Source organism: uncultured Jatrophihabitans sp. (assembly GCF_964251945.1).
GTDB lineage: Bacteria > Actinomycetota > Actinomycetes > Mycobacteriales > Jatrophihabitantaceae > Jatrophihabitans.
Window position 1 is genome coordinate 515613 of sequence record NZ_CAXULP010000001.1, and the last position, 22280, is coordinate 537892.

A 22280-nucleotide genomic window follows, 5' to 3' on the forward strand; every position below is an offset into this window, starting at 1 on the left:
GAGCGAACCAATGACAGCGCCGATGACATCGACTGCGACGCTCAAGCAGCGTGTGCTCGACGCCGCCGTCGACCTGTTCGCCGAGCAGGGCTACGACGGCACCAGCGTCACCCAGGTGATCACCCGGGCCGGGGTGGCGAAGGGCGGCTTCTACCACCACTTCGTCAGCAAGGAGGCGCTGCTCTACGAGGTCTACGGCGATCTGATCAGCCGCCAGCTCGACGCGGCGGAGCAGATCGTGCGGCGCCGGCGGCCCGCGGCCGAGACGTTGCGCGCGCTGATCGCCGACCTCGTCGAGTCCACCGCCGCGAGCGCCCGGCCGGCGCTGGTGTTCTGGCGCGAGCTGAACAAGCTCGGCGACGAGCGCACGGCCGAGTACCGGCGTGCGCGCCGCCGCTATCACGACCTCGTGCAGCGCCTCGTGCGCGACGGCCAGGCCGGCGGCGAGTTCGCCGCCGACGTGCCCGCCGACATCGTCACCTTCACCATCTTCGGCTTCGTCAACGAGCTGCCGCTCTGGTATCGGCCGAACGGCCGCAAGAGGCCGGCGCAGCTCGCCGCCGGCCTGGCCGACCTCGTCCTCGCGGCGCTGGAGAAAGACTGATGACCGACCCGCGCTGGGGCCTGACCATCCCGCTGCCCGGTGTCGCGCTGCGCGAGCACGCGGAGCTGATCCGCGCGCTGCCCGACTTCGGCTACACCGACATCTGGTCGGCCGAGACCAACGACACCGACGCCTTCACCCCGCTGGCGCTGGCGTCGGTCTGGGCGCCGACGCTGCGGCTCGGCACCGCGATCGTGCCGGTCTACACCCGCGGGCCGGCGCTGATCGCGATGTCCGCCGCGACGCTCGCGGCCGCCGCCCCCGGCCGCTTCGTGCTCGGCCTCGGCGCGTCCAGCCCGGTGATCGTCGGCGGTTGGAACGGCATCGCCTACGACGAGCCCTACCGGCGCAGCCGGGACGTGCTGCGCTTCGTGCGGGCGGCGCTGGCGGGGGAGCGGGTGGACGGCGAGTTCGACTCGTTCACGATCTCGCGGTTCAAGCTGGCGCAGGCGCCCGCGCAGCCGCCGAAGGTCGTGCTCGCTGCGCTGCGCCCGCAGATGCTGCGTCTGGCCGGCCGCGAGTCCGACGGCGCGATCCTGAACTGGCTGGCGAGCACGGACGTCGGCCAGTGCGTCGCGGCGATCGAGAACCCGGCCGCCGAGGTGGTCGCGCGGATCTTCGTCTGCCCGACTGACGACGCCGAGCACGCGCGCAACGTCGGCCGGCTGCTGATCTCGTCCTACCTCACCGTGCCCGCGTACGCGGCGTTCCACGACTGGCTCGGCCGCGGTGAGAAGCTGCGGCCGATGCAGGAGGCGTGGGCCGCGGGCGACCGCAAGGCCGCGGCGGCCGCAGTGCCCGACGACGTCGTGGACGAGCTGGTGCTGCACGGCTCGCCGGAGTCCTGCCGCGAGCAGGTGCAGGCCTATGCCGACGCCGGCGTCACAACCCCCGTCGTCGCGTTGGCGCCGACACCGGGCGGCCCGCCGGACGCGGATCTGCTGCGCAGGCTGGGACGGAGCTGACGATGGGAGTGCCGACCATGGATGTGCGCGACTCGGTCGTCGTGATCACGGGCGCCGCCAGCGGCATCGGCGCGGCGCTGGCCCGCCGCTTCGCCGCCGACGGCGCGCGGTCGGTGGTCGTCGCCGACCGCGACCTCGACGGCGCCCGCGCAGTCGCCGAGGAGATCGGCGAGGCAGCCGTCGCCGAAGAGGTCGACGTCGCCGACCGCGCCGCCATCGCGTCGCTCGTCGAGCGCACTCTCGCCCGGGACGGCGCGATCGACCTGTTCTGCTCCAATGCCGGGATCACCACCGGCGTCGGCGCGGCGAACTTCGACGACCCCGCCGACCTGTGGGCCCGGGCGTGGGCGATCAACGTCATGGCGCACGTCTTTGCCGCGCAGGCGGTGCTGCCGGCGATGCTCGAGCGCGGCCGCGGCTGGCTGCTGCAGACGGCGTCCGCGGCCGGCCTGCTGACCTCGCCCGGCGACGCGCCGTACGCGGTCACCAAGCACGGCGCGGTGGCGTTCGCGGAGTGGTTGTCGGTCACCTACGGCGGCCGGGGCATCGGGGTCAGCGTGCTGTGCCCGATGGGCGTCGCCACCCCGCTGCTGATGGACCCGCTCGCGGCCGGCGACCCGGGCGCGCGAGCGGTCGCCGCGTCCGGCGAGATCGTCAGCGCCGAGCAGGTGGCCGACGACGTCGTCGCCGGGCTCGCCGACGGCAGGTTCCTGATCCTGCCGCACCCGCAGGTCGGTACGTTCTGGGCGCAGAAGGCGTCCGACCCGGATCGCTGGCTCGCCGGCGTTCGGCGACTCGTCGACAACTCGTCCTAGAAGACCTACAGAGCCTTAGAAACAACAGAGGAGAACACCCATGCCAGGAGTGCACGGCCGCGTCGCGTTGGTGACCGGCGCAGCCCAGGGGATCGGCGCGGCCATCGCCGCCCGGCTCGCCGCGGACGGCGCGAAAGTCGGCGTCCTCGACCTGCAGCAATCGGCCGCGCAGGCCGTCGCCGAGCAGATCACCGCCGCCGGCGGCGCGGCGATCGGCCTCGGCGCGGACGTGTCCAAGCGCGACCAGGTGCAGGCGGCGGTCGACCAGCTGGTCGGCGAGTTCGGCGGCCTGCAGATCCTGGTGAACAACGCCGGCGTGCTGCGCGACAACCTGCTGTTCAAGATGACCGACGACGACTGGACGACCGTCATGGAGGTCCACCTGCGCGGCGCGTTCCTGTGCAGCCAGATCGCGCAGAAGCACATGGTCGAGGCGAAGTTCGGCCGGATCGTCTGCATGTCCTCGACGTCCGCGCTGGGCAATCGCGGCCAGGCGAACTACTCGACGGCGAAGGCCGGCCTGCAGGGCCTGACCAAGACGCTCGCGATCGAGCTGGGCCAGTTCGGCGTCACCGCCAACGCGATCGCGCCGGGATTCATCGAGACGGCGATGACGAAGGCGACCGCCGAGCGCACGGGCACCACTATCGAGGCGATGCGCGAGGCGGTGGCCAAGGCCGTCCCGGTGCGCCGCGGCGGCGTCCCCGACGACATCGCGAACACGGTGGCGTTCTTCGCCGGCGAGGAATCCGGCTACGTCACCGGCCAGGTCATCTACGTCGACGGCGGCCGCGGCCTGCTGTGAGCCGCGGCCAGTAGGCTGGCCGTCGTGTTCGACACGCTGTCCGATCGCCTGTCCGCGGTCTTCACCAACCTGCGCGGCAAGGGACGGCTGTCCGAGGCCGACATCGACGCCACGGCGCGCGAGATCCGCATCGCGCTGCTCGAGGCGGACGTCGCGCTGCCGGTGGTGCGCGAGTTCATCGCCCGGCTGAAGGAGCGAGCGCGCGGCGAAGAGGTCAGCAAGGCGCTCAACCCGGCGCAGCAGGTCATCAAGATCGTCAACGACGAGCTCGTCCAGATCCTCGGCGGCGAGACCCGACGGCTGCAGTACGCGAAGCAGCCGCCGACGGTGATCATGCTCGCCGGCCTGCAGGGCGCGGGCAAGACGACGCTCGCCGGCAAGCTGGCCCGCTGGCTGCGGGCTCAGGGCCACACGCCGCTGCTCGTGGCCTGCGACCTGCAGCGGCCCAACGCCGTCAACCAGCTGCAGGTGGTGGGCCAGCGCGCCGGCGTCGAGGTCTACGCGCCGCACCCGGGCAACGCCGGCGGCGCCGCCGAGCCGGCGGCCGGTTCGGCCCGGTCTGGCGATCCGGTGCGGGTCGCCCGGGACTCGATCGACTTCGCCCGCCGCGCCCAGCACGACATGGTCATCGTCGACACCGCCGGGCGGCTGGGCGTCGACGCCGAGATGATGCGGCAGGCCGCCGACATCCGGGCGGCGGTCGACCCGCAAGAGGTGCTGTTCGTCGTCGACGCGATGGTCGGCCAGGACGCCGTCAACACCGCCGAGGCGTTCCGCGACGGCGTCGGCTTCACCGGCGTGGTGCTCACCAAGCTCGACGGCGACGCCCGCGGCGGCGCGGCGCTGTCGGTGCGCGAGGTGACCGGCCAGCCGATCATGTTCGCGTCCAACGGCGAGAAGCTCGAGGACTTCGACGTCTTCCACCCCGACCGGATGGCCTCGCGCATCCTCGGCATGGGCGACATGCTCACCCTGATCGAGCAGGCGCAGCAGCACTTCGACGAAGACGAGGCCGAGGCGATGGCGGCCAAGCTGGCCGCCGGCAACCAGTTCACCCTCGAGGACTTCCTCGCTCAACTGCAGGCGATCCGCAAGATGGGCCCGATCGGCAACCTGCTCGGGATGATGCCCGGCATGGGGCAGATGAAGGACGCGATCGCGCAGATCGACGACCGCGACCTCGACCGCACCGCCGCGATCATCCGCGGCATGACGCCCGCCGAACGGGACAACCCGAAGATCATCAACGGGTCGCGCCGGCTGCGCATCGCGAACGGCTCGGGGGTGAAGGTCAGCGACGTCAACCAGCTCGTCGACCGGTTCTTCGAGGCCCGCAAGATGATGGGCCAGCTCGGCGGGATGGGCCTGCCCGGCATGCGCAAGCGCAGCGCCACCAAGTCCTCGAAGAACACCCGCAAGGGCAAGAAGGGCAAGAAGGGCAACGCCGGCCGGCCGACCCAGCCGCGGCTGCCCGCCGGCCTGCCGCCGGGCTTCGGCGGGATGGGCGGCCCGGGCGGGCTGGGCGGGATGGGCGCCGGCCCGGGCGCGGCTGGCCTGCCGCCGGGCATGGAGCTGCCCGACCTGTCCAAGCTGAAGCTGCCGAAGCAGTAGCGGGTGCTCAACATCCATGCCCGCGCCGCGATCTCCCGCGGCCTGACGCCGCTCGGGACGAGGCTGGCGCGAGCCGGGGTGACGCCGGACGCGATCACCGTGGTCGGCACCGTCGGCGCGGTGGCCGGCGCGCTGGTCTGCTTCCCGCGCGGGTGGTTCTTCGCCGGCACCCTGATCATCTGGGCGTTCGCGATGTTGGACATGGTGGACGGCGCGGTGGCCCGGGCCGGCGGGCGCGGCTCGGCGTTCGGCGCGGTGCTCGACTCCAGCTGCGACCGCGTCGTCGACGCGGCGGTGTTCGCGACGATCGCCTGGTACTTCGCGCTGCACGGCCAGCGCTGGATGCTGCTCGCGGCGCTGCTGTGCCTGATCCTCGGCACCCTGACGTCCTATATCCGCGCCCGGGCGGAAGGCGCCGGGCTGACCGCGACCGTCGGCATCGCCGAGCGCGCCGAGCGCCTGATCATCGTGCTCGTCGGCACCGGATTGACCGGCTTCCCGGGGCTGCGGCTGCCGTATGTGCTCGCCGGCGCGCTGTGGCTGCTCGTCGCGGCCTCCACGATCACCGTGGGCCAGCGCTTCGCGACGGTCTATCGGCAGTCGCAGGAGCGTGTTCGGGCGCGGCAGCAGCGGGTTGACGCCTGATGCTCGACGGGGTGCGCGACCGCGCGATGGGCGCCGGTTACTCCGCCGGCTGGAGCGCGGTCAAGGCCCTGCCGCCGGTCATGTCGGCCCGCGCGTTCCGCGCCGCAGCCGACGCCGCCGCCGTCCGCAACGGCGCGGGGACCCGCCAGCTGCGCAAGAACCTGCGCCGGGTCGTGGGGCCTGAGATGTCCGAGCTGCGGATGGACCGGCTCGTCGGCGACGCGCTGCGTTCCTACTCCCGCTACTGGCTGGAGACGTTTCGGCTCGAGACGATGGACCACGCCGCGGTCGCGGCGAGTTTCGAGCGCAACGGCGCGGGCCTGCGGCTGATCGACGAGAGCCTCGAGCGCGGCAAGGGGGTCGTCCTCGCGCTGCCGCATTCCGGCAACTGGGACGCGTCGGGCATCTGGCTGGTCAGCCGGCAGGGGCCGTTCACGACCGTCGCGGAGCGGCTGAAGCCGGCCTCGGTCTTCGACCGCTTCGTCGCCTACCGGGAGAGCCTCGGCATGGAGGTGCTCGCGCTCACCGGCGGCGAGCGGCCGCCGACCGAGGTGCTCGTCGAGCGGTTGCGGGCCAACCGCGTCGTCTGCCTGCTCGCCGACCGCGACCTGTCCCGCAACGGCGTCGAGGTGCAGTTCTTCGGCGAGCCGACCCGAATGCCAGCAGGTCCTGCGCTGCTGGCGGCGATGACGGGCGCCAGCCTGCACACCGTCCACTCCTACTTCCCGGCCGACAACGAGTGGGCGCACACCGTCAGCCCCCCGATCGAGGCGCCGCCCGGGGGCCGGCTGCGCGACCGCGTGGTGGCGGGCACCCAGCTGATGGCCGACTCGTTCGCGGCCGGGATCGCCGCCCGGCCGGCGGATTGGCACATGCTGCAGCGCCTGTGGCTGGCCGACCTGCCGCCCCGCGCGCCCGCGCGCTCGGCGGAGGCTGCCCCCGCCCCCGGGAGTTGAGCGCGATGCGCGTCGGCATCGTCTGCCCGTACTCCTGGGACATCCCCGGGGGGGTGCAGACCCACGTGCGCGACCTCGCCGAGAAACTCATCGAGCTCGGCCACGAGGTGTCCGTCCTGGCGCCTGGCGAGGACGACATGCCGGGCCTGCCGCCCTACGTGGTCGTCGCCGGCAAGGCCGCGGTGCGCATCCCGTACAACGGCTCGGTCGCGCACCTGCAGTTCGGCCTGGTCGCCGCTGCGCGGGTACGCCGGTGGCTGCGCGACGGCGCGTTCGACGTCGTGCACGTGCACGAGCCGGCGCCGCCCAGCCTGTCGCTGCTGGCATGCATGATCCACGACGGCCCGCTGGTGGCCACCTTCCACATCGCCACCGCGCGCTCGCGCTTCCTGTCGATGTTCGACACCGTGCTGCAGCCGTTCCTGGAGAAGATCTCCGGACGGATCGCGGTGTCGGCCGCGGCGCGCCAGGTGATCGTCGAGCACCTCGGCGGCGACGCCGTGGTGATCCCGAACGGCGTGGCGGTGTCGCACTTCGCGCAGGCCAGGCCCTTCGACGGGTTTCCCCGGCCGGCCGACCCCGCCGGCGGCACGATCGGCTTCGTCGGCCGCTACGAGGAGTCCCGCAAGGGCATGGACGTCCTCGTCGACGCGATCGAGGCGCTCGCGCCGAGCCGGCCGAACCTGCGCCTGCTCGTCGCCGGCCGCGGCGACGCGGAGGAGTTCGTGGCCGACCTGCCGCCGAGCGTCGCGGAGCGGATCGACCTGCTCGGCCAGGTCAGCGACGAGGACAAGCAGCGCCTGTTGCGCAGCGTCGACGTCTATTGCGCGCCGAACACCGGTCAGGAGAGCTTCGGGGTGATCCTGCTCGAGGCGATGGCCGCGGGGACGGCCATCGTGGCCAGCGACATCGAGGCGTTCCGGCAAGTGCTCGGCGGTGGCATGGCGGGACGGCGGTTCCCGGCGGGTGACTCGGCCGCGCTCGCCCGCACGCTCGTCGAGGTGCTCGACGACGCGGCGCTGCGCGAACGGCTGACCGCCGCCGGCCGGACCGCCGTCGCGCCGTTCGACTGGTCGGTGATCGTCGGCGAAGTGCTGCGGGTTTATGAGCTGGCCATCGCCGGCGCCGGTGCGCCGACCTGACGTGCGGGCCGGCTCGCCTAGCATCTGCGGACGTGCTGTCTGTGGTCTGGCTCGTGCTCGCCGTGCTCGTGGCGGTCGTGCTGACCACCTGGATCACGTTCACCTTGACCCGCCTGGACCGGCTGCACGCTCGGGTCGACGCCGCTCAGGCGGCCATGGACGCCCAGCTGGTGCGCCGCGCCGCCGCCTTGCAGCACGTGGCGCAGGCGCCGGACAGCCCGCTGCCGGCTGACGAGCGCGGCCAGTTCGACTCGGTCGCCCAGGCGGCGCTCGACCTGCCCGGGTCGGTCGAGGACGCCGGCCGGGAGCGCGCGGAGAACGCGGTGGGCCGGGCGGTCGCCGAGCTGGCGGGCGGCGGATGGCAGCTGAGCGCGGCCGCCGCGGACGAGCTGCAGGAGGCCTCCGTGCGGGTGCTGATCGCCCGGCGTTTCTACAATGACGCGGTCCGCGACACCCGGTCGCTGCGCGCGCGGCGCATGCCCCGTCTGCTGCATCTCGCTGGCCGGCGGGGGCTGCCCGAGTTCTTCGACATCGACGACACCGTGCCGCCACACCCCGGCGAGCGCACGCCCAGCACGCCCAGCACGCCCGGCACGCCCAGCTCTGTCCCGCCCTCGATCGACAAGGACGCCCCATGATCAGCTCGCCCGGTGCCCGGAGCACGGCCGCAGCCTCGCTCGCCGTGCTCGCGCTGTTCGCCGCAGCCTGCACGAGCGACAGCGCGAAGAAGGCGAGCGCGACCTCGTCGGTCCCCGTCACCTCGTCGTCCGTGCCGGCGACGACGGCCGCGCCGGCCAAGCCGGCGCCGAAGAACCCGTTCACCGGCGTCGGGCCGGTCCCGCGGAATCCGGTGATCGCGGTCAAGATCGACGACACCGAGCCGGGCCGGCCGCAGGTCGCGATCGACCAGGCTGACATCGTCTACATCGAGGCGGTCGAGGGCGGCCTGACCCGGCTCGCCGCCGTCTTCGCCACGCATATGCCGAAGAAGGTCGGCTATGTGCGTTCGACCCGGCCCAGCGACCCGGATCTGCTGCTGCAATACGGCAAGATCACCGAGGCCTACTCCGGCGGCGCGCACGACTCGCTGCCGCGGGTGCGCAAGTCCGGCATCACGAGCTGGAGCAACGACGCCGGCGCCGCTTACTACTTCCGCGCGCCGCACGCGGGCGACCACGGCTACATCAACCTGGCGCTCAATCTCGCGCAGGTGGCGAAGAGGACGAAGACGAACCGCCCGCGCAGCAACGGGTGGACCTTCAGCCCCAGCCTGGCCGGGCTGACGACCCAGGTCGGCACGAACCTGCGCACCGTCGTCACCGGCTCGAACCGCGGCGGCACCAGCGTCCAGTTCAAGTGGAACCCCAAGATCAAGAAATATGTGCGGTACATCGACGGCGTCGCCCAGCACGCGGCAGACGGGTCGCTGGTGTCCGCGACGAACGTGATCGTGCAGTTCTGCCGGGTCGTCGCGCACCCCGCCGACACCGATGTGAACGGCAACCCCTCGCAGTTCACCTACACCGTCGGCAAAGGAAAGGTGGCGGTCTTCCGTCAGGCCAGGCGCGTCGACGGCACGTGGTCGCGGCCCACGGCGTCGGCCGGCACGGCGTTGCTCACCGCGGCCGGCAAGCCGCTCCCGCTGAACCCGGGCAACACCTGGGTGGTGCTGGCGACCAGGGGCGCGCCGCTGCAGGGCTGAGGCTTTCGCGCCCGGCCGTAGAATTGCCGGCATGTCGGAACAGAACGTGGGAACGGCGCGCGTCAAGCGCGGAATGGCCGAGATGCTCAAGGGCGGCGTCATCATGGATGTCGTCACCGCCGAGCAGGCGACGATCGCCGAGGACGCCGGCGCGGTGGCCGTCATGGCGCTCGAGCGGGTGCCGGCCGACATCCGCGCCCAGGGCGGCGTGTCGCGGATGAGCGATCCGGACATGATCGAGCGCATCATCTCCGCCGTCTCGATCCCGGTCATGGCGAAGGCCCGCATCGGGCACTTCGTCGAGGCGCAGGTGCTGCAGTCGCTCGGCGTCGACTACATCGACGAGTCGGAGGTGCTGACCCCCGCCGACTACGCCAACCACATCGACAAGTGGGCGTTCACGGTGCCCTTCGTTTGCGGCGCGACCAACCTGGGCGAGGCGCTGCGGCGGCTCACCGAGGGCGCGGCGATGATCCGCTCGAAGGGTGAGGCCGGCACCGGCGACGTCTCGAACGCCACGACGCACATGCGGGCGATCCGAGCCGAGATCCGCCGGCTGCAGAACTTGCCGGAGGACGAGCTGTTCGTCGCCGCGAAGGAGCTGCAGGCGCCGTACGAGCTGGTCGCCGAGGTCGCGCGCGCCGGCAAGCTGCCGGTCGTGCTGTTCACCGCCGGCGGCATCGCGACCCCCGCCGACGCCGCGATGATGATGCAGCTGGGCGCCGAGGGCGTGTTCGTCGGCTCCGGCATCTTCAAATCCGGCAACCCGGCGCAGCGCGCCGAGGCGATCGTCAAGGCGACGACGTTCTTCGACGACCCGGACGTCATCGCTAAGGTCTCCCGCGGCCTCGGCGAGGCGATGGTCGGCATCAACGTCGAGGACGTCCCGCAGCCGCACCGCCTCGCCGAGCGCGGCTGGTAGCACGCACCCTCCTCGAGTTGTCTCCGCCGTCGTCGGCAGGTCGTCGTCGCATTCTCCGGCGAGTTGTCCTCGCTTGGTCGGTCTGCGCGCCGAGCAAGCGAGGACAACTCGCGGGTTGGCGTTGATGTGGTGACCCCCCCGAGAATCGGCGTGTTCGCGCTGCAGGGCGATGTCCGCGAGCACCTGTTGGCGTTGGCGGCGGCCGGCGCGCAGGCGGCGCCGGTGCGCCGGCCGGCCGAGCTCGCGGGCGTCGACGGGCTGGTCCTGCCCGGCGGCGAGTCCACGACGATGATCAAGCTGGCGCGGGCGTTCGAGCTGCTCGAGCCGCTGCGCGAGCGCATCGCCGAGGGCCTGCCGGTCTACGGCTCGTGCGCCGGCATGATCCTGCTGGCCGACCGGGTGGACGCCGGCGGCTCGCCGCTCGAGGCGACGCTCGGCGGCCTGGACATCACCGTGCGCCGCAACGCTTTCGGCCGGCAGGTCGACTCCTTCGAGGAGGACCTCGAGGTCGACGGCGTCGCGGGCGCGCCGGTGCGCGCGGTGTTCATCCGGGCGCCGTGGGTGCAGGAGGTCGGGCCGGCCGCGACGCCGCTGGCCACGACAGCTGCCGGGCACGTCGTGGCGGTCCGGCAGGGGCCGTTGCTGGCGACGTCGTTCCATCCCGAGGTCACCGGCGACATCCGGGTGCACGAGATGTTCACCCGGATCGTCGCCGGACGCTGAGGCGGCGGGTGCGCGCTCGCCGGAGCTAGGATCGGGGCCGACGAAACATCGCTGGAATGGGAGACACAGCTGTGAGCGGCCACTCCAAATGGGCGACGACCAAGCACCAAAAGGCCGCCAAGGACGCCAAACGCGGCAAGCTGTTCGCCAAGCTGATCAAGAACATCGAAGTCGCGGCGCGGATGGGCGGCGGCGACGTCGACGGCAACCCGACGCTGTACGACGCCGTGCAGAAGGCGCGCAAGAATTCCGTCCCCATCGACAACATCGACCGCGCCGTCAAGCGCGGGTCCGGCGCCGAGGCGGGCGGCGCCGACTGGCAGACGATCATGTACGAGGGCTACGGGGCCAGCGGCGTGGCACTGCTCGTCGAGTGCCTCACCGACAATCGCAACCGCGCCGCCATGGAGGTCCGCACCGCGATGACCCGCAGCGGCGGCTCGCTCGCCGATCCGGGCTCGGTGGCCTACCTGTTCAACCGCAAGGGCGTCGTGCTGGTGCCCAAGAACGGCCAGGCCGAGGACGACGTGCTGCTCGCGGTGCTCGACGCCGGCGCGGAAGAGGTCAACGACCTCGGGGAGGCCTTCGAGGTGGTCTGCGAGCCCACTGACCTCGTCCCGGTCCGCACCGCGCTGCAGAGCGCCGGCATCGAGTACGAGTCGGCGGACCAGTCCTTCCTGCCCACCCTGCAGGTCCCGCTCGACGAGGACGGCGCGCGCAAGGTGCTCAGGCTGATCGACGCGCTCGAGGACCTCGACGACGTGCAGAACGTCTACGCGAACTTCGACGTCAGCGACGAGGTGCTCGAGGCTGTCGGCGCCGAGTAAGCGCCGCCGCCTCTCACCAAGTTGTCCGCGTGTCGTCGGGCGGGAGCCCGGTGTGGCGAGGACAGCTCGGGCGCACGTCAGGTCAGGCGGCGCCCGACAAACCGCAGCTGCGCGGGCGCTTGCGCCGCCCAGTACGCGCCGTCGTGGCCGCCCGGCCAGGTACAGCGCGCCGTAGCCGCCCATCGACCAGCCGAGCAGGCCGATCCGCGCCACGTCCAAGTTCTGCCGGCCGAGCAGCGGCAGGAACTCGTCGACGACCATGCCGGCGGCGTCGGTGGTTTGCCGCGGATGCCAGTATTCGTGGTCGCCGCCGTCCACCGACGCGATCGCGAACGGCGCGCCGCCGGCGTGCACCCACGCTGCGAGCGCGCGGTCGAGGTGGACGCTGCGATAGGCGTCGGTGTGATCGCCGCCCCGGCCGTGCAGCGCGACGAGCACCGGCAGCCGGGCGTGTTCCGAGCCGTGCGGACGAAGCACGGCCCAACCGGTCCGCGCGCCGCCGCGCTTGCGGGAGATGAACGACCCGGTCTGCAGGCTCGTGGCGAGCGAGTCGTCCGACCCGCAGCCGGCCAGTCCGCCGACTCCGGCGAGTCCGCCGACAATGGCGAGTCCGCCGAGCAGGGCGGCGCGTCGAGTGGGCGGCATCGGTCGAGAATCAGGCTCAGAAGGGCTGCTTGGCCCAGAACCGGAAGAACGCGTAGCCGAACTCGGACAGCCGGCTGTCGCCGCCGAGCACCCGGTACAGCTTGTAGACGAGGTCGATGAACTCGTCACGGATCGGCTGGGCGGCGTAGAGCAGCACCAGCACGCCGAGCAGGCCCCACGGCTTGACCTTCTCGCCGACGGCCTGGGTCTGCGGGTCGAGGTAGGGCTCGATGATCGAATAGCCGTCGAGCCCGGGCACCGGCAGCAGGTTGAGCACTGCCGCGGTGGCCTGCAGGAAAGCGAGGAACGCCAGCCCGGCCCAGAACCGGGCGTGGCTGTCCGACCCGCCGGTGAACAGCTGGCCGACGCTCGCCGAATGCGCCCGGGCGACGAGGCCCAGCACCAAGGCGAGCACCAGGTTCACCGCCGGCCCCACCGCCGCGGCCAGGCTGAGCATCGCGCGGCTGCGGAACTGATGCCGGTGCAGGTACACCGCGCCGCCGGGCAGCCCGAACCCGCCGGCGAGGATCGCCACCACCGGCAGAAAGATCGACAGCACCGGGTGGGTGTACTTGAATGGGTTCAGCGTCAGGTAGCCGCGCGTCTCGACCGCCCGGTCGCCCGCGCGGTAGGCGGCGTAGGCGTGCGCGAACTCGTGCAGGCACACCGACGTGATCCAGCCGCCCAGCACCAGGACGCACACGCCGAAGTCGCCCAGCCGTGAGCCGACACCGTCGGTGAACCACGCGAGCAGCCCGCCGGCTGCGGTGATCGCCAGCACGGCCAGGAACAGCGGGCTCGGCCGGACGGCGCGCCCGCGCCGCGGGCGGCCGCCCTTGAACGAACCCAGGTCGTAGACGGACACGAGATCAGACGGTACGCAGCGTCGGCGTGTTGCCTTCTCATCTTCCCTGGCGACGCGCCAGGCACGCCATAGGCTGCCTCGAACGACCGTTCGAGTAGACACCAACGTCAGGGGCAGCAGGTGCGCGTGCTGGGCGTCGACCCCGGGATGACCCGGTGCGGAATCGGCGTGGTCGACGGCAGCCCCGGCCGCCCGCTGACGCTCGTGCACGTCGAAGTCGTCCGCACGCCTGCGGAGGCCGACATCGGCGAGCGGCTCCTCGCGCAAGCCGACGCGCTCTCGGCCGCCATCGCGTCATGCCGGCCGGACGTCGTCGCGGTCGAACGGGTCTTCAGCCAGCACAACGTGCGCACGGTGATGGGCACCGCCCAGGTCGCCGGCCTGGCGATCGTGGCCGCCACCCGGGCCGGGCTGCCGATCGCGCTGCACACCCCGAGTGAGGTCAAGGCCGCCGTGACCGGCTCCGGCGCCGCCGGCAAGGACCAGGTCGCGACGATGGTCACCCGGCTGCTGCGCCTCGCCGAGGCCCCCCGGCCGGCCGACGCCGCGGACGCGCTCGCGATCGCCATCTGCCAGGTCTGGCGCGGCGGCGCCCAGCGGCGGCTGGCCGCCGCCGTCGAGCAGGTGCGGCGGTGAGCGACCCGACCGCGCCGGACGCGCCGCTGCAGCCTGCGTATGACCCGGACACCCTGCGCGAGGTGTATCCGGATGCGGCCGCCGTCGCCGCGCGAATCGACCACCTGCACGTCGAGTTGCGCGCTGCCCCCGACGAGATCGCCGAGCTGCTGGCCCGCGGCGAGCTGACCGACCTGCTGCGGGGCATCGGCGAGCTCGACCGGGCGCTGAACGAGGCCAACGCGGCCGTCGACCGCGCCGAGATCGCCGGCACGCCCGCCCAGCAGCACCTCGCCCGGCTCCGGCTCGCGCACGTCCACCAGCAGCGCGGGGAGTTCGCCGACTCCACCGTGCTGGTCACCGAGCTGCTCGCCGCCGCCGGCCAGTTCGGGCCGGTGATCGAAGCCTTCACCCATCAGCAGGCCGGCTTGAATGACTTCGCCCAGGGCCACTGGGCCGACGCCGGCGCCCATTTCGCCCGGGCGCTCGCGATCCGCGACGCCCTCGAGCTGCCGGATCCGGAACGGGAGCAGTCGCGTGTCGCGCTCGCTGCCGCGCAGGGTCGCCAGCGGACGCAGCGCCCGGGGGAAACCCCGTGATCGCCAGCGTCCGCGGAGTTGTCGCCGCGCTCGGCCCGGACGGCGCCGTCGTCGAGATCGGCGGCATCGGGCTCGCGGTGTCCTGCTCGCCCGGCACCCTGGCCCGGCTGCGGGTGGGGGAGGGCGCGCGGCTCGCGACCAGCCTGGTCGTCCGCGAGGACTCGCTCACCCTGTACGGCTTCGCCGACGACGACGAGCGGGCGCTGTTCGAACTGCTGCAGACCGCGAACGGCGTCGGCCCGAAGCTGGCCCAGACGATGCTCGCCGTCCATCCGCCGCGCGAGCTGCGCCGGGCGATCGCGACCGCCGACTTCACCACCCTCACGAGGGTGCCTGGCATCGGGCGCAAGGGCGCCGAACGGATCGTGCTCGAGCTGCGCGACCGGATCGGCGCGATCGACGGCTCGGACACCGCGGTCGTGCCGGGTCCGGGCGTGGCGGCCGTCGCGCCGTGGCGCGACCAGCTGACGCACGCGCTGGCCGGTCTCGGCTTCTCCGGCAGAGAAGCAGTCGAGGCGATCGACGTCGTCGCCGCGGACCTCGCCGACGGCGCCGCGCCGGACGTGCCCGCGCTGCTGCGCCGCAGCATTCAACTGCTGGGCCGCACCCGATGACCGAGCCGGTCGAGGATCTCGCCGATCCCGCCCTCGTCCCGGACGAGCGCGACGTCGAGGCGTCGCTTCGTCCCAAGCGGCTCGCCGAGTTCGTCGGCCAGCCGAAAGTCCGCGAGCAGCTGCAGGTCGTGCTGGAAAGCGCGCTGCGGCGCGGGCGCCCGCCGGACCACGTGTTGCTGTCCGGGCCGCCCGGCCTCGGCAAGACGAGCCTGGCCATGATCATCGCGGCCGAGCTGGGCGCCGCGATCCGCGTGACGAGCGGCCCGGCCATCGAGCGCGCCGGCGACCTCGCGGCCCTGCTGACCAGCCTCGGCGACGGCGAGGTGCTGTTCATCGACGAGATCCACCGCATCGCCCGGCCCGCGGAGGAGCTGCTCTACATGGCGATGGAGGACTTTCGGGTTGACGTCGTCGTCGGCAAGGGCGCCGGCGCGACGGCGATCCCGCTCGATCTCGCGCCGTTCACGCTGGTCGGCGCCACGACCCGCGCCGGTCTGCTCACCGGGCCGCTGCGCGACCGGTTTGGCTTCACCGCGCACATGGACTTCTACGACGCGCCCGATCTCGAGCGCGTGCTGCGCCGATCGGCCGAGGTGCTCGACGTGGACCTGCGCACGGACGGCGCGGTCGAGATCGCGGGCCGTTCGCGCGGCACGCCGCGCATCGCGAACCGGCTGCTGCGCCGGGTGCGCGACTGGGCCGAGGTGCGCGCGCACGGGGTGGTCGACGAGGCGGCCGCGCGCGCGGCGCTTGCGGTCTACGACGTCGACGACCTGGGCCTGGACCGCCTGGACCGCGCGGTGCTCGAAGCGCTGGTGCGCCGCTTCGGCGGCGGTCCGGTGGGCGTCGGGACGCTCGCTGTCGCGGTCGGCGAGGAGACCGAGACGGTCGAGGAGGTCGCCGAGCCGTTCCTGGTGCGGGCCGGGTTGCTGGCCCGCACACCCCGCGGCCGAGTCGCGACATCGGCTGCCTGGACGCACCTGGGACTGACCCCGCCCGCAGCCTCGCCGGGCGGCCCCACCTTGTTCGACGCGTAGGCTCGCCGAGTACCTGCCGTCGACGTCGAGGCCTGGCTGCTGTCGTGAATTACCTACCGATCATCGGGTTCGTGGTCATCGTGCTCGGCCTGCTCGCCTTCTCCGGCCGCGCCCGCCGCAAGCAGGCGGAGGCTCAGGTGGCGCGCTCGGCGGCCATTGTGGTCGGGGCCGAGGTGATGACGACGTCCGGTCTCTACGGCACGGTGGTCTCCCACGACGAGGACGACGACACGGTGTTGCTGTCGATCGCCCCCGGCGTCGAGGTCAAGTGGGCCTTCGCGGCGCTGCGCGACATCGCGTCGCTGCCCAACCAGTACCGCCCGGCAGAAGCAGATAAGGCTCGACCAGACGAGGCCGCGGCGGGCAACGCCGACAGCGCCGACAACGGGGGCACGACCGCCTCCTGAGCGCCCGCCGGGCGCGGTCGTCGGCTTATCCGGCGGCGTCGGTCATACTGTCCTGCGGCCCGGACGGGCTTTGCGGGGCGCAGCACACCGGCCGCGGATCGCCCGCGATCGACCCGAGACAAGACGTACCGAGGAGAACCGCCCCGTGGCACCACCCCCCGGAACCCCGCGAGTGGGCCGTTACTTCCTCGCCCTCGCCGCGGCGCTGGCTGTCCTCTACCTGATCGTCTTCCTGCCCGGCAACCGGCACACGCCGAAGCTCGGCCTGGATCTCGTCGGTGGCCAGCAGGTCATCTTCCAGGCGCGCGCGCCGCACGGGAAGACGCCCAGCTCGGCGGCGATGTCCCAGGCGAAAGACATCATGGAGCAGCGGGTCAACGGCTCCGGCGTCACCGAGGCCACCGTGGTGATCCAGGGCAGCGACCAGATCGTGGTGTCGATCCCTGGCGGCACCAGCAAGGATGTCCGCAACCTCGGCGCTGCCGCCGTGCTGAACTTCCGCGGCGTCGTCGCCCCGGCCGCGCAGATCGGTTGCCCGCCAACCGGTACGACCGCGAGCGGCGTCTCGAGCGCGCCGAGCAGCGCGGCGGCGTCCTCCGGCGCCTCGAACGCGCCGAGCAGCGCGGCGAAGACCACCCCGGCGGCCGCCGGTTCCACCGGGGTCAGCCCCAATGACGCCAGCGACAGCCCGCTGGCCGCGCCCAGCAGCACGGTCAAGACGACCGCGAAGGCGACCGGGACCGCCGCACCGACCGGCACCCCTGCGGCGACCGGCACCCCTGCGGCGACCGGCACGCCCGCGGCGACCGGCAGCCCCGCAGCGACCGGCACCACCTCGCCGACCGCCAGCTCCACCGCGATCCCGAAGTGCACGATCAGCTCCGTCGCGCAGCTGAAAAAAGCCGTGAAGCTGCCCACCGCCACCGGTGTGTACAAGGCCAACGGGCTGTCGGCCACCATCGCCCAGCAGGCGCAGGCCGCGCTCTCGTCCTACGACTGCGCGGCCAGCCAGTCCGCGCCGGACCCTCGCAACGACTACTACGTCGCCTGCGAACCGTCGAGCGGGCTGGTCTATCTGCTCGGCCCGGTCATCGTGCCCGGCAGCCAGATCGACACCGCGAGCGCGCTGGCGCCGAACACCAGCAACGGCGGCACCGAGTACACCGTGCAGCTGACGCTCAAGGACTCCGGCAGCGCGGCCTGGGCCAGCTACACCGGTGCGCACAACGTCAGCGGGCTGGGCAACGCGCAGCCGAGCCCGACCACCTGTGGCGACGCCACCGTGCCATGCGCCGACTTCGTCGCGTTCACCCTGGACGGCCAGGTCGTGTCCGCGCCGTACAACGAGAACGCGATCAACGGCCAGGCCACTCAAATCAGCGGCAACTTCACCCAGAGCTCGGCCACCGACCTCGCCCGGCAGCTGCAGTACGGCGCGTTGCCGCTGAGCTTCTCCGCCCAGCAGGCGCAGTCGATTTCCGCGACGCTCGGCAGCTCGCAGCTGAAGGCCGGGCTGCTCGCCGGCGGCATCGGGCTGATCCTGGTCGTGCTGTACTCGCTTTTCTACTATCGGGCGCTCGGGCTGGTGACGATCGCGTCGCTGCTGGTCTCCGGCGCGTTGACGTACGCCATGCTCGTGCTGCTCGGCACCCAGATCGGGTTCACCCTCAGCCTTGCCGGCATCGCCGGCTTCATCGTCGCGGTCGGCATCACCGCGGACTCCTTCGTCGTGTTCTTCGAGCGCATCAAGGACGAGGTGCACGAAGGCCGATCGGTGCGAGTCGCCGTGCCTCGGGCCTGGTCGCGCGCGCGGCGCACGATCCTGTCGGCGGACACGGTGTCGTTCCTTGCCGCCGCGATCCTGTATTTCTTCGCGGCCGGCGACGTGAAGGGCTTCGCGTTCACCCTCGGCCTGTCGACGATCCTCGACCTGGTCGTGGTGTTCCTGTTCACCCACCCGATTGTGTCGGTGCTGTCGCGCAGCCGCGCGTTCGGCTCCGCGCGGTTCACCGGGCTGGACTCGGTGCGCGTCGGCGGCATCGCGACCATTGACGTCGAGCCGGCGCGGACCCGGCCGGCTCGCCCAGCTCGCGGACGAAAGACCGGCACCGCCCTGCCGGAAGGCCCGGCCCCGGACGTCGCGACCGAGCCCGTCCCGTTGACCAAGACGGACCGGATCACCGACATCGACCCCGAGATCGACACCGAGGCCGATCTCGACACCGATCGCGACGACGTCGATGGCGAGAACGCCGACGGCGCGCCTACGCGCGTCCGCAGCACGCCTGATCCGGGCAGCGCGGCAGAGCGCGCAGCCGCGCGCCGGGCCCGGCTGCGCGAGCAGCGCGGCGGAAACCGCAAGGACGACGGGGGGACGCGCTGATGGCCGCGAACGGCATCCGCCGGCTGTACCGCGGCGAGACGCGGATCAACTTCATCGGCAACCGGCGGCGGTGGTACCTCGCCTCCGCCGTGCTGCTGTTGATCTGCGTGATCAGCTTCGTGGTGCGCGGCTTCTCCTACGGCGTCGAGTTCAGCGGCGGCACGCAGTTCCAGATCAAGGCCGCCGGCACCTCGCTCACCGCCGACAAGGTGAACAACGCATTCTCCGACGCGGGCAGGACCCCGTCCGAGCCGCCGCAGGTGGTCGGCTCGGGCAGCACCAAGCAGATCGTCGTACGGATCAAGGAAATCCCGACGAAAGAGTCGCAAGATCTCCAGGATCGCGTGTCGAAGACACTCGGCATCAACGCCGACAACTCGATCTCCGTCGACTCGGTGAGTTCGAGCTGGGGCCACGACATCACCGTGAAGGCGCTCGAGGGTCTGATCATCTTCTTGATTGTGGTGTCGATCTACATCTCGCTGCGCTTCCAATGGCGAATGGCGATCGGCGGGATCCTTGCGCTGCTGCACGACCTCGTCCTGGCGGCGGGGGTGTACTCGGTCGTCGGCTTCGAGGTGACGCCGTCGACGGTCGTCGGGCTGCTGACCATCCTCGGCTTTTCGCTCTACGACACGGTCGTCGTCTACGACAAGGTCGGCGAGAACGCGAAGAACATTCTGGCCGGCACCCGGACGACGTTCTCCGAGGCCGCGAACCTCGCGGTGAACCAGACGCTGATGCGCTCGATCAACACCTCGCTGATCGGCCTGTTGCCGGTCGCCGGGCTGCTGTTCGTCGGGGCAGGCATCCTCGGCGTCGGCACGATCAAGGACCTTGCGCTCATCCTGTTCGTCGGCCTCGCCTCCGGCGCGTATTCCTCGCTGTTCCTGGCGACGCCGATCGTCGTCGACCTGACCGAGCGCGACCCGCGGTACAAGGCGCTGACGAAGCGGGTTGCGGCCAAGCGGGCCAGCGACGCCAAGCGCGCGGCAGACGACGACCTGGCGGTTGCCGGTGCCGGCGGCCGGACCACGGCGGCGCAGCGCGGCGGTCCGGCGCCGGCGCCGAAGGCGGGCGCCCGGCCGGCGAACCGGCCGGCGAACCGGCCACGGCGGCGCCGGTGAGCGATGTTCAGCTCGCCGAGCGGATCTCCGGGCTGCTGCGCGACGTTCCCGACTTCCCGAAACCCGGGATCCTGTTTAAGGACATCGCGCCCCTGCTGGCGGACGGCGCCGCCTTCGCCGCGGTGATCGAGGCGCTCGCGGCGGCGGCAGGCGACGACAACGAGATCGACCTCGTCGCCGGCGTGGAGGCCCGCGGCTTTCTGCTTGCCGGCGCGCTCGCCTGCCAGCTGGGCTGCGGCCTGGTGCCGGTGCGCAAAGCGGGGAAGCTGCCGCCGCCGACCATCCGCCGTCGCTACGACCTGGAGTACGGCAGCGCCGAGATCGAGGCGCCTGTCGGCGTGCTCGACGGCCGGCGGGTGCTGCTCGTCGACGACGTGCTGGCGACCGGAGGCACGCTGCGCGCCGCGGCGGACCTGCTCGCCGACGCGGGCGCGACGATCACCGGGATCGGCGTGATCGTCGAACTGGCCGCGCTCGACGGGCGCGCCACGGTGGGCGGCACTGTGCCGCTGACCGTGCTCGCCACCGTCTGACTTGGCTGGTTTCTGTCTGGCTCGTCTGAGCTCCGGGTTTTGTCGTACCCCCGTTCTAAAATCTGAGGTATGGGTACGGGCTGTCTCCTCGACGCGGCGCGCGATCTGCGCGCGGTCGTGGACGAGCTGCTCGCCGCACCCTTGACCAGCCCGAGCTCGGTGGAGCTGGTCGAGGCGTTGGCGGAGTTGGAGGCGCAGCGGCGCCGGCTGGAGGCGGTCGACCAGCGGCTGGTCGCCCAGCTCGGCGAGCGGTACACCGCCGGGGAGTACGGCGCTACCGACACCGCGGCGCTGTTGACCCGGCGGCTGCGGGTCACCCCGGGCGAAGCACGAGCCCGGGTGGCGCGGGCCCGGGATTTGGGGCCGCGGCGGGCAGTGTCCGGCCAGCCACTGGACCCGCTGCTGCCGGCCGCGTCGGCCGCGGTCGCCGCGGGGGAGATCTCCGCGGCCGGGCATGCCGCAGTGATCACGAAGGTGCTCGACCGGATCCCTGCCGACCTGCCGGCGGAGGCGAGCGCGGTCGCCGAGGCGTTCCTGGTCGAAGCCGCCCGTCATCAGCACCCGCAGGCGCTGGCCCGGACCGGGGAGCTGCTGCTGGCTCGGCTGGACCCCGACGGCCGCGAACCGCGCGAGGACGAGGCCGAGCGGCGCCGTGACGTCACCTTGATCGACCACGCCGACGGCACCGGTCGGTCCCGAGCCGAGCTCACCGCAGCCTGCCACGCCGCGTTGCACACCGTGCTCGACGCGCTGTCCGCGCCCCGCCCCACCTGCGACGCCGACGGCAACCCCATCCCGGACCCCCGCACGGCCGGGCAACGCCGCCACGACGCCCTGCACGAGGCGCTGCTGCGGCTGCTGCGCTCCGGCGACCTGCCCGCCGCCGGCGGCGTCCCCGTCACCATCCTCGCCCTCGCCAGCCTCACCGACCTCGCCAAACTCACCCAGCAATCCACCCGGACTGACGCCGACCCCGGCGACCCCGCCTCGGCCGGCCTTGACTCCGCCGACCACGCCGACCCCGGCGACCTCGTCGCGGACCGTACTGGCCGAGCCGGCGGGGGTTGGCCGACCCGACAGGATGACCCGACGGGCGCGGCCGCGCCGGTGCAGACGGAGACGGCCGGAGCGAGGACCTCGGCCGCGTGCTGCGCCGCCGGATCAGCGCCAAACACCACGCCGGCCAGTGTGATTACGCCGACCACCGCGCCGACCCCGATCCGGCCGGCCGTACCCGCGCCCGCCGCGACGGCTGGCCTCGGCCACGGGGCCGCCCGCACCGCACACGGCGCCGTCATCTCCCTGCGGCAACTGCTCGCGATAGCCACGGACGCCGAGATCATCCCGGTCTACTTCAACGACACCGGCGGCATCCTCGCCTACGGCCGCGCCAAACGCCTTGCCACCCGCGGGCAACGCCTCGCCCTCGCCGCCCGCGATCGCGGCTGCGTTATGCCCGGCTGCGACCGTCCCGCCGCCTGGACAGAAGTCCACCACGTCATCCCATGGGTGCCCGCCGGCCTTACCGACCTCGACAACCTGTGCCTGCTCTGCACCCACCATCACCGCACCTTCGAAGCCGAAGGGTGGGCCATCGTCATGCGCGACGGCGTCCCCTACTGCATCCCGCCGCCCTGGATAGACCCACACCGAAGACCCGTCCGCAACACCGCCCACCACCTCCCGGAGATCGACTTCAACGCGCTGGCCGGCTGAGGCGCCGGACCGAACACCGCAC

At 72.4% G+C, this 22280-nt stretch carries 23 protein-coding genes; 22 read left to right on the forward strand and 1 reads right to left on the reverse strand.

The annotated features are described in order from the left end of the window. The first annotated feature begins 22 nt into the window (after window positions 1-22). The 13 genes from ACFFBG_RS02335 (at window position 23) to ACFFBG_RS02395 (ending at window position 11717) form a co-directional block, all read left to right on the forward strand. Window positions 23-604, forward strand: a complete 582-nt coding sequence (locus tag ACFFBG_RS02335; protein ID WP_375475208.1) for a TetR/AcrR family transcriptional regulator — start codon at window positions 23-25, stop codon at window positions 602-604. Beyond that, the gene (locus tag ACFFBG_RS02340) at window positions 604-1569 is read left to right on the forward strand and encodes an LLM class F420-dependent oxidoreductase (RefSeq protein ID WP_375475210.1); all 966 of its coding nucleotides are present in this window, start codon (window positions 604-606) and stop codon (window positions 1567-1569) included. The genes ACFFBG_RS02335 and ACFFBG_RS02340 overlap by 1 nt, the downstream gene beginning before the upstream one ends. Window positions 1570-1586: 17 nt before the next feature. Continuing rightward, on the forward strand, window positions 1587-2384 hold the full coding sequence (locus tag ACFFBG_RS02345) for an SDR family oxidoreductase (protein WP_375476209.1): 798 nt from the start codon (window positions 1587-1589) through the stop codon (window positions 2382-2384). Window positions 2385-2424: 40 nt separating this feature from the next. Then, on the forward strand, window positions 2425-3189 hold the full coding sequence (locus ACFFBG_RS02350; protein ID WP_375475212.1) for an SDR family oxidoreductase: 765 nt from the start codon (window positions 2425-2427) through the stop codon (window positions 3187-3189). Window positions 3190-3213: 24 nt separating this feature from the next. Beyond that, entirely contained in the window at window positions 3214-4800 is a 1587-nt protein-coding gene (gene ffh / locus ACFFBG_RS02355; protein ID WP_375475214.1) for a signal recognition particle protein, read from the forward strand. Between the two features lie 3 nt (window positions 4801-4803). After that, window positions 4804-5445: a phosphatidylinositol phosphate synthase gene (gene pgsA / locus ACFFBG_RS02360; RefSeq protein ID WP_375475216.1), complete on the forward strand. Its 642-nt coding sequence runs from the start codon at window positions 4804-4806 to the stop codon at window positions 5443-5445. Window positions 5446-5456: 11 nt separating this feature from the next. Further along, entirely contained in the window at window positions 5457-6401 is a 945-nt protein-coding gene (locus tag ACFFBG_RS02365; RefSeq protein WP_375475218.1) for a phosphatidylinositol mannoside acyltransferase, read from the forward strand. Between the two features lie 5 nt (window positions 6402-6406). Then, window positions 6407-7543: a glycosyltransferase family 4 protein gene (locus ACFFBG_RS02370; protein ID WP_375475220.1), complete on the forward strand. Its 1137-nt coding sequence runs from the start codon at window positions 6407-6409 to the stop codon at window positions 7541-7543. Window positions 7544-7575: 32 nt separating this feature from the next. Then, entirely contained in the window at window positions 7576-8181 is a 606-nt protein-coding gene (locus tag ACFFBG_RS02375; RefSeq protein ID WP_375475222.1) for a hypothetical protein, read from the forward strand. Beyond that, window positions 8178-9245 (forward strand): DUF3048 domain-containing protein, encoded by a 1068-nt coding sequence (locus tag ACFFBG_RS02380; RefSeq protein ID WP_375475224.1) that lies wholly within the window; start codon window positions 8178-8180, stop codon window positions 9243-9245. Before ACFFBG_RS02375 ends, ACFFBG_RS02380 begins: the two co-directional genes overlap by 4 nt. Before the next feature lie 31 nt (window positions 9246-9276). Then, on the forward strand, window positions 9277-10167 hold the full coding sequence (gene pdxS / locus ACFFBG_RS02385) for a pyridoxal 5'-phosphate synthase lyase subunit PdxS (RefSeq protein ID WP_375475226.1): 891 nt from the start codon (window positions 9277-9279) through the stop codon (window positions 10165-10167). A gap of 129 nt (window positions 10168-10296) precedes the next feature. After that, entirely contained in the window at window positions 10297-10890 is a 594-nt protein-coding gene (gene pdxT / locus ACFFBG_RS02390; protein WP_375475228.1) for a pyridoxal 5'-phosphate synthase glutaminase subunit PdxT, read from the forward strand. Between the two features lie 71 nt (window positions 10891-10961). Next, on the forward strand, window positions 10962-11717 hold the full coding sequence (locus tag ACFFBG_RS02395) for a YebC/PmpR family DNA-binding transcriptional regulator (protein WP_375476211.1): 756 nt from the start codon (window positions 10962-10964) through the stop codon (window positions 11715-11717). Window positions 11718-12378: 661 nt separating this feature from the next. Here the strand turns inward: ACFFBG_RS02395 and ACFFBG_RS02400 are convergent. Continuing rightward, on the reverse strand, window positions 12379-13227 hold the full coding sequence (locus ACFFBG_RS02400; protein ID WP_375475230.1) for a site-2 protease family protein: 849 nt from the start codon (window positions 13225-13227) through the stop codon (window positions 12379-12381). 120 nt (window positions 13228-13347) lie between these two features. Between ACFFBG_RS02400 and ruvC the strand changes: the two genes are divergently transcribed. The 9 genes from ruvC to ACFFBG_RS02445 all read left to right on the forward strand — a co-directional run bounded on the left by ruvC (window position 13348) and on the right by ACFFBG_RS02445 (window position 22258). Next, window positions 13348-13863 (forward strand): crossover junction endodeoxyribonuclease RuvC, encoded by a 516-nt coding sequence (gene ruvC / locus ACFFBG_RS02405; RefSeq protein WP_375475232.1) that lies wholly within the window; start codon window positions 13348-13350, stop codon window positions 13861-13863. Then, window positions 13860-14441 carry a hypothetical protein gene (locus tag ACFFBG_RS02410; protein ID WP_375475234.1) on the forward strand — a complete coding sequence of 194 codons (582 nt, stop codon included), beginning with the start codon at window positions 13860-13862 and terminating at the stop codon, window positions 14439-14441. Before ruvC ends, ACFFBG_RS02410 begins: the two co-directional genes overlap by 4 nt. Beyond that, window positions 14438-15055: a Holliday junction branch migration protein RuvA gene (gene ruvA, locus ACFFBG_RS02415; protein WP_375475236.1), complete on the forward strand. Its 618-nt coding sequence runs from the start codon at window positions 14438-14440 to the stop codon at window positions 15053-15055. Before ACFFBG_RS02410 ends, ruvA begins: the two co-directional genes overlap by 4 nt. After that, window positions 15052-16092: a Holliday junction branch migration DNA helicase RuvB gene (ruvB, locus tag ACFFBG_RS02420; RefSeq protein WP_375475238.1), complete on the forward strand. Its 1041-nt coding sequence runs from the start codon at window positions 15052-15054 to the stop codon at window positions 16090-16092. The genes ruvA and ruvB overlap by 4 nt, the downstream gene beginning before the upstream one ends. Window positions 16093-16136: 44 nt before the next feature. Further along, window positions 16137-16499, forward strand: a complete 363-nt coding sequence (yajC, locus tag ACFFBG_RS02425; protein WP_375475240.1) for a preprotein translocase subunit YajC — start codon at window positions 16137-16139, stop codon at window positions 16497-16499. Window positions 16500-16644: 145 nt separating this feature from the next. Next, on the forward strand, window positions 16645-18882 hold the full coding sequence (gene secD / locus ACFFBG_RS02430) for a protein translocase subunit SecD (RefSeq protein WP_375475242.1): 2238 nt from the start codon (window positions 16645-16647) through the stop codon (window positions 18880-18882). Continuing rightward, window positions 18882-20009: a protein translocase subunit SecF gene (gene secF / locus ACFFBG_RS02435; RefSeq protein WP_375475244.1), complete on the forward strand. Its 1128-nt coding sequence runs from the start codon at window positions 18882-18884 to the stop codon at window positions 20007-20009. The genes secD and secF overlap by 1 nt, the downstream gene beginning before the upstream one ends. Then, window positions 20006-20542 (forward strand): adenine phosphoribosyltransferase, encoded by a 537-nt coding sequence (locus tag ACFFBG_RS02440; protein WP_375475246.1) that lies wholly within the window; start codon window positions 20006-20008, stop codon window positions 20540-20542. The genes secF and ACFFBG_RS02440 overlap by 4 nt, the downstream gene beginning before the upstream one ends. A 69-nt stretch (window positions 20543-20611) precedes the next feature. After that, the gene (locus ACFFBG_RS02445; RefSeq protein WP_375475248.1) at window positions 20612-22258 is read left to right on the forward strand and encodes a DUF222 domain-containing protein; all 1647 of its coding nucleotides are present in this window, start codon (window positions 20612-20614) and stop codon (window positions 22256-22258) included. Window positions 22259-22280 lie beyond the last annotated feature (22 nt).

Bases quoted from the DNA above. Each gene is read 5' to 3' on its own strand.
- ACFFBG_RS02335 (WP_375475208.1), top strand. From the start codon at position 23: ATGACATCGACTGCGACGCTCAAGCAGCGTGTGCTCGACGCCGCCGTC.
- ACFFBG_RS02340 (WP_375475210.1), top strand. From the start codon at position 604: ATGACCGACCCGCGCTGGGGCCTGACCATCCCGCTGCCCGGTGTCGCG.
- ACFFBG_RS02345 (WP_375476209.1), top strand. From the start codon at position 1,587: ATGGATGTGCGCGACTCGGTCGTCGTGATCACGGGCGCCGCCAGCGGC.
- ACFFBG_RS02350 (WP_375475212.1), top strand. From the start codon at position 2,425: ATGCCAGGAGTGCACGGCCGCGTCGCGTTGGTGACCGGCGCAGCCCAG.
- ACFFBG_RS02370 (WP_375475220.1), top strand. From the start codon at position 6,407: ATGCGCGTCGGCATCGTCTGCCCGTACTCCTGGGACATCCCCGGGGGG.
- ACFFBG_RS02380 (WP_375475224.1), top strand. From the start codon at position 8,178: ATGATCAGCTCGCCCGGTGCCCGGAGCACGGCCGCAGCCTCGCTCGCC.
- pdxS (WP_375475226.1), top strand. From the start codon at position 9,277: ATGTCGGAACAGAACGTGGGAACGGCGCGCGTCAAGCGCGGAATGGCC.
- ruvB (WP_375475238.1), top strand. From the start codon at position 15,052: ATGACCGAGCCGGTCGAGGATCTCGCCGATCCCGCCCTCGTCCCGGAC.
- secF (WP_375475244.1), top strand. From the start codon at position 18,882: ATGGCCGCGAACGGCATCCGCCGGCTGTACCGCGGCGAGACGCGGATC.
- ACFFBG_RS02445 (WP_375475248.1), top strand. From the start codon at position 20,612: ATGGGTACGGGCTGTCTCCTCGACGCGGCGCGCGATCTGCGCGCGGTC.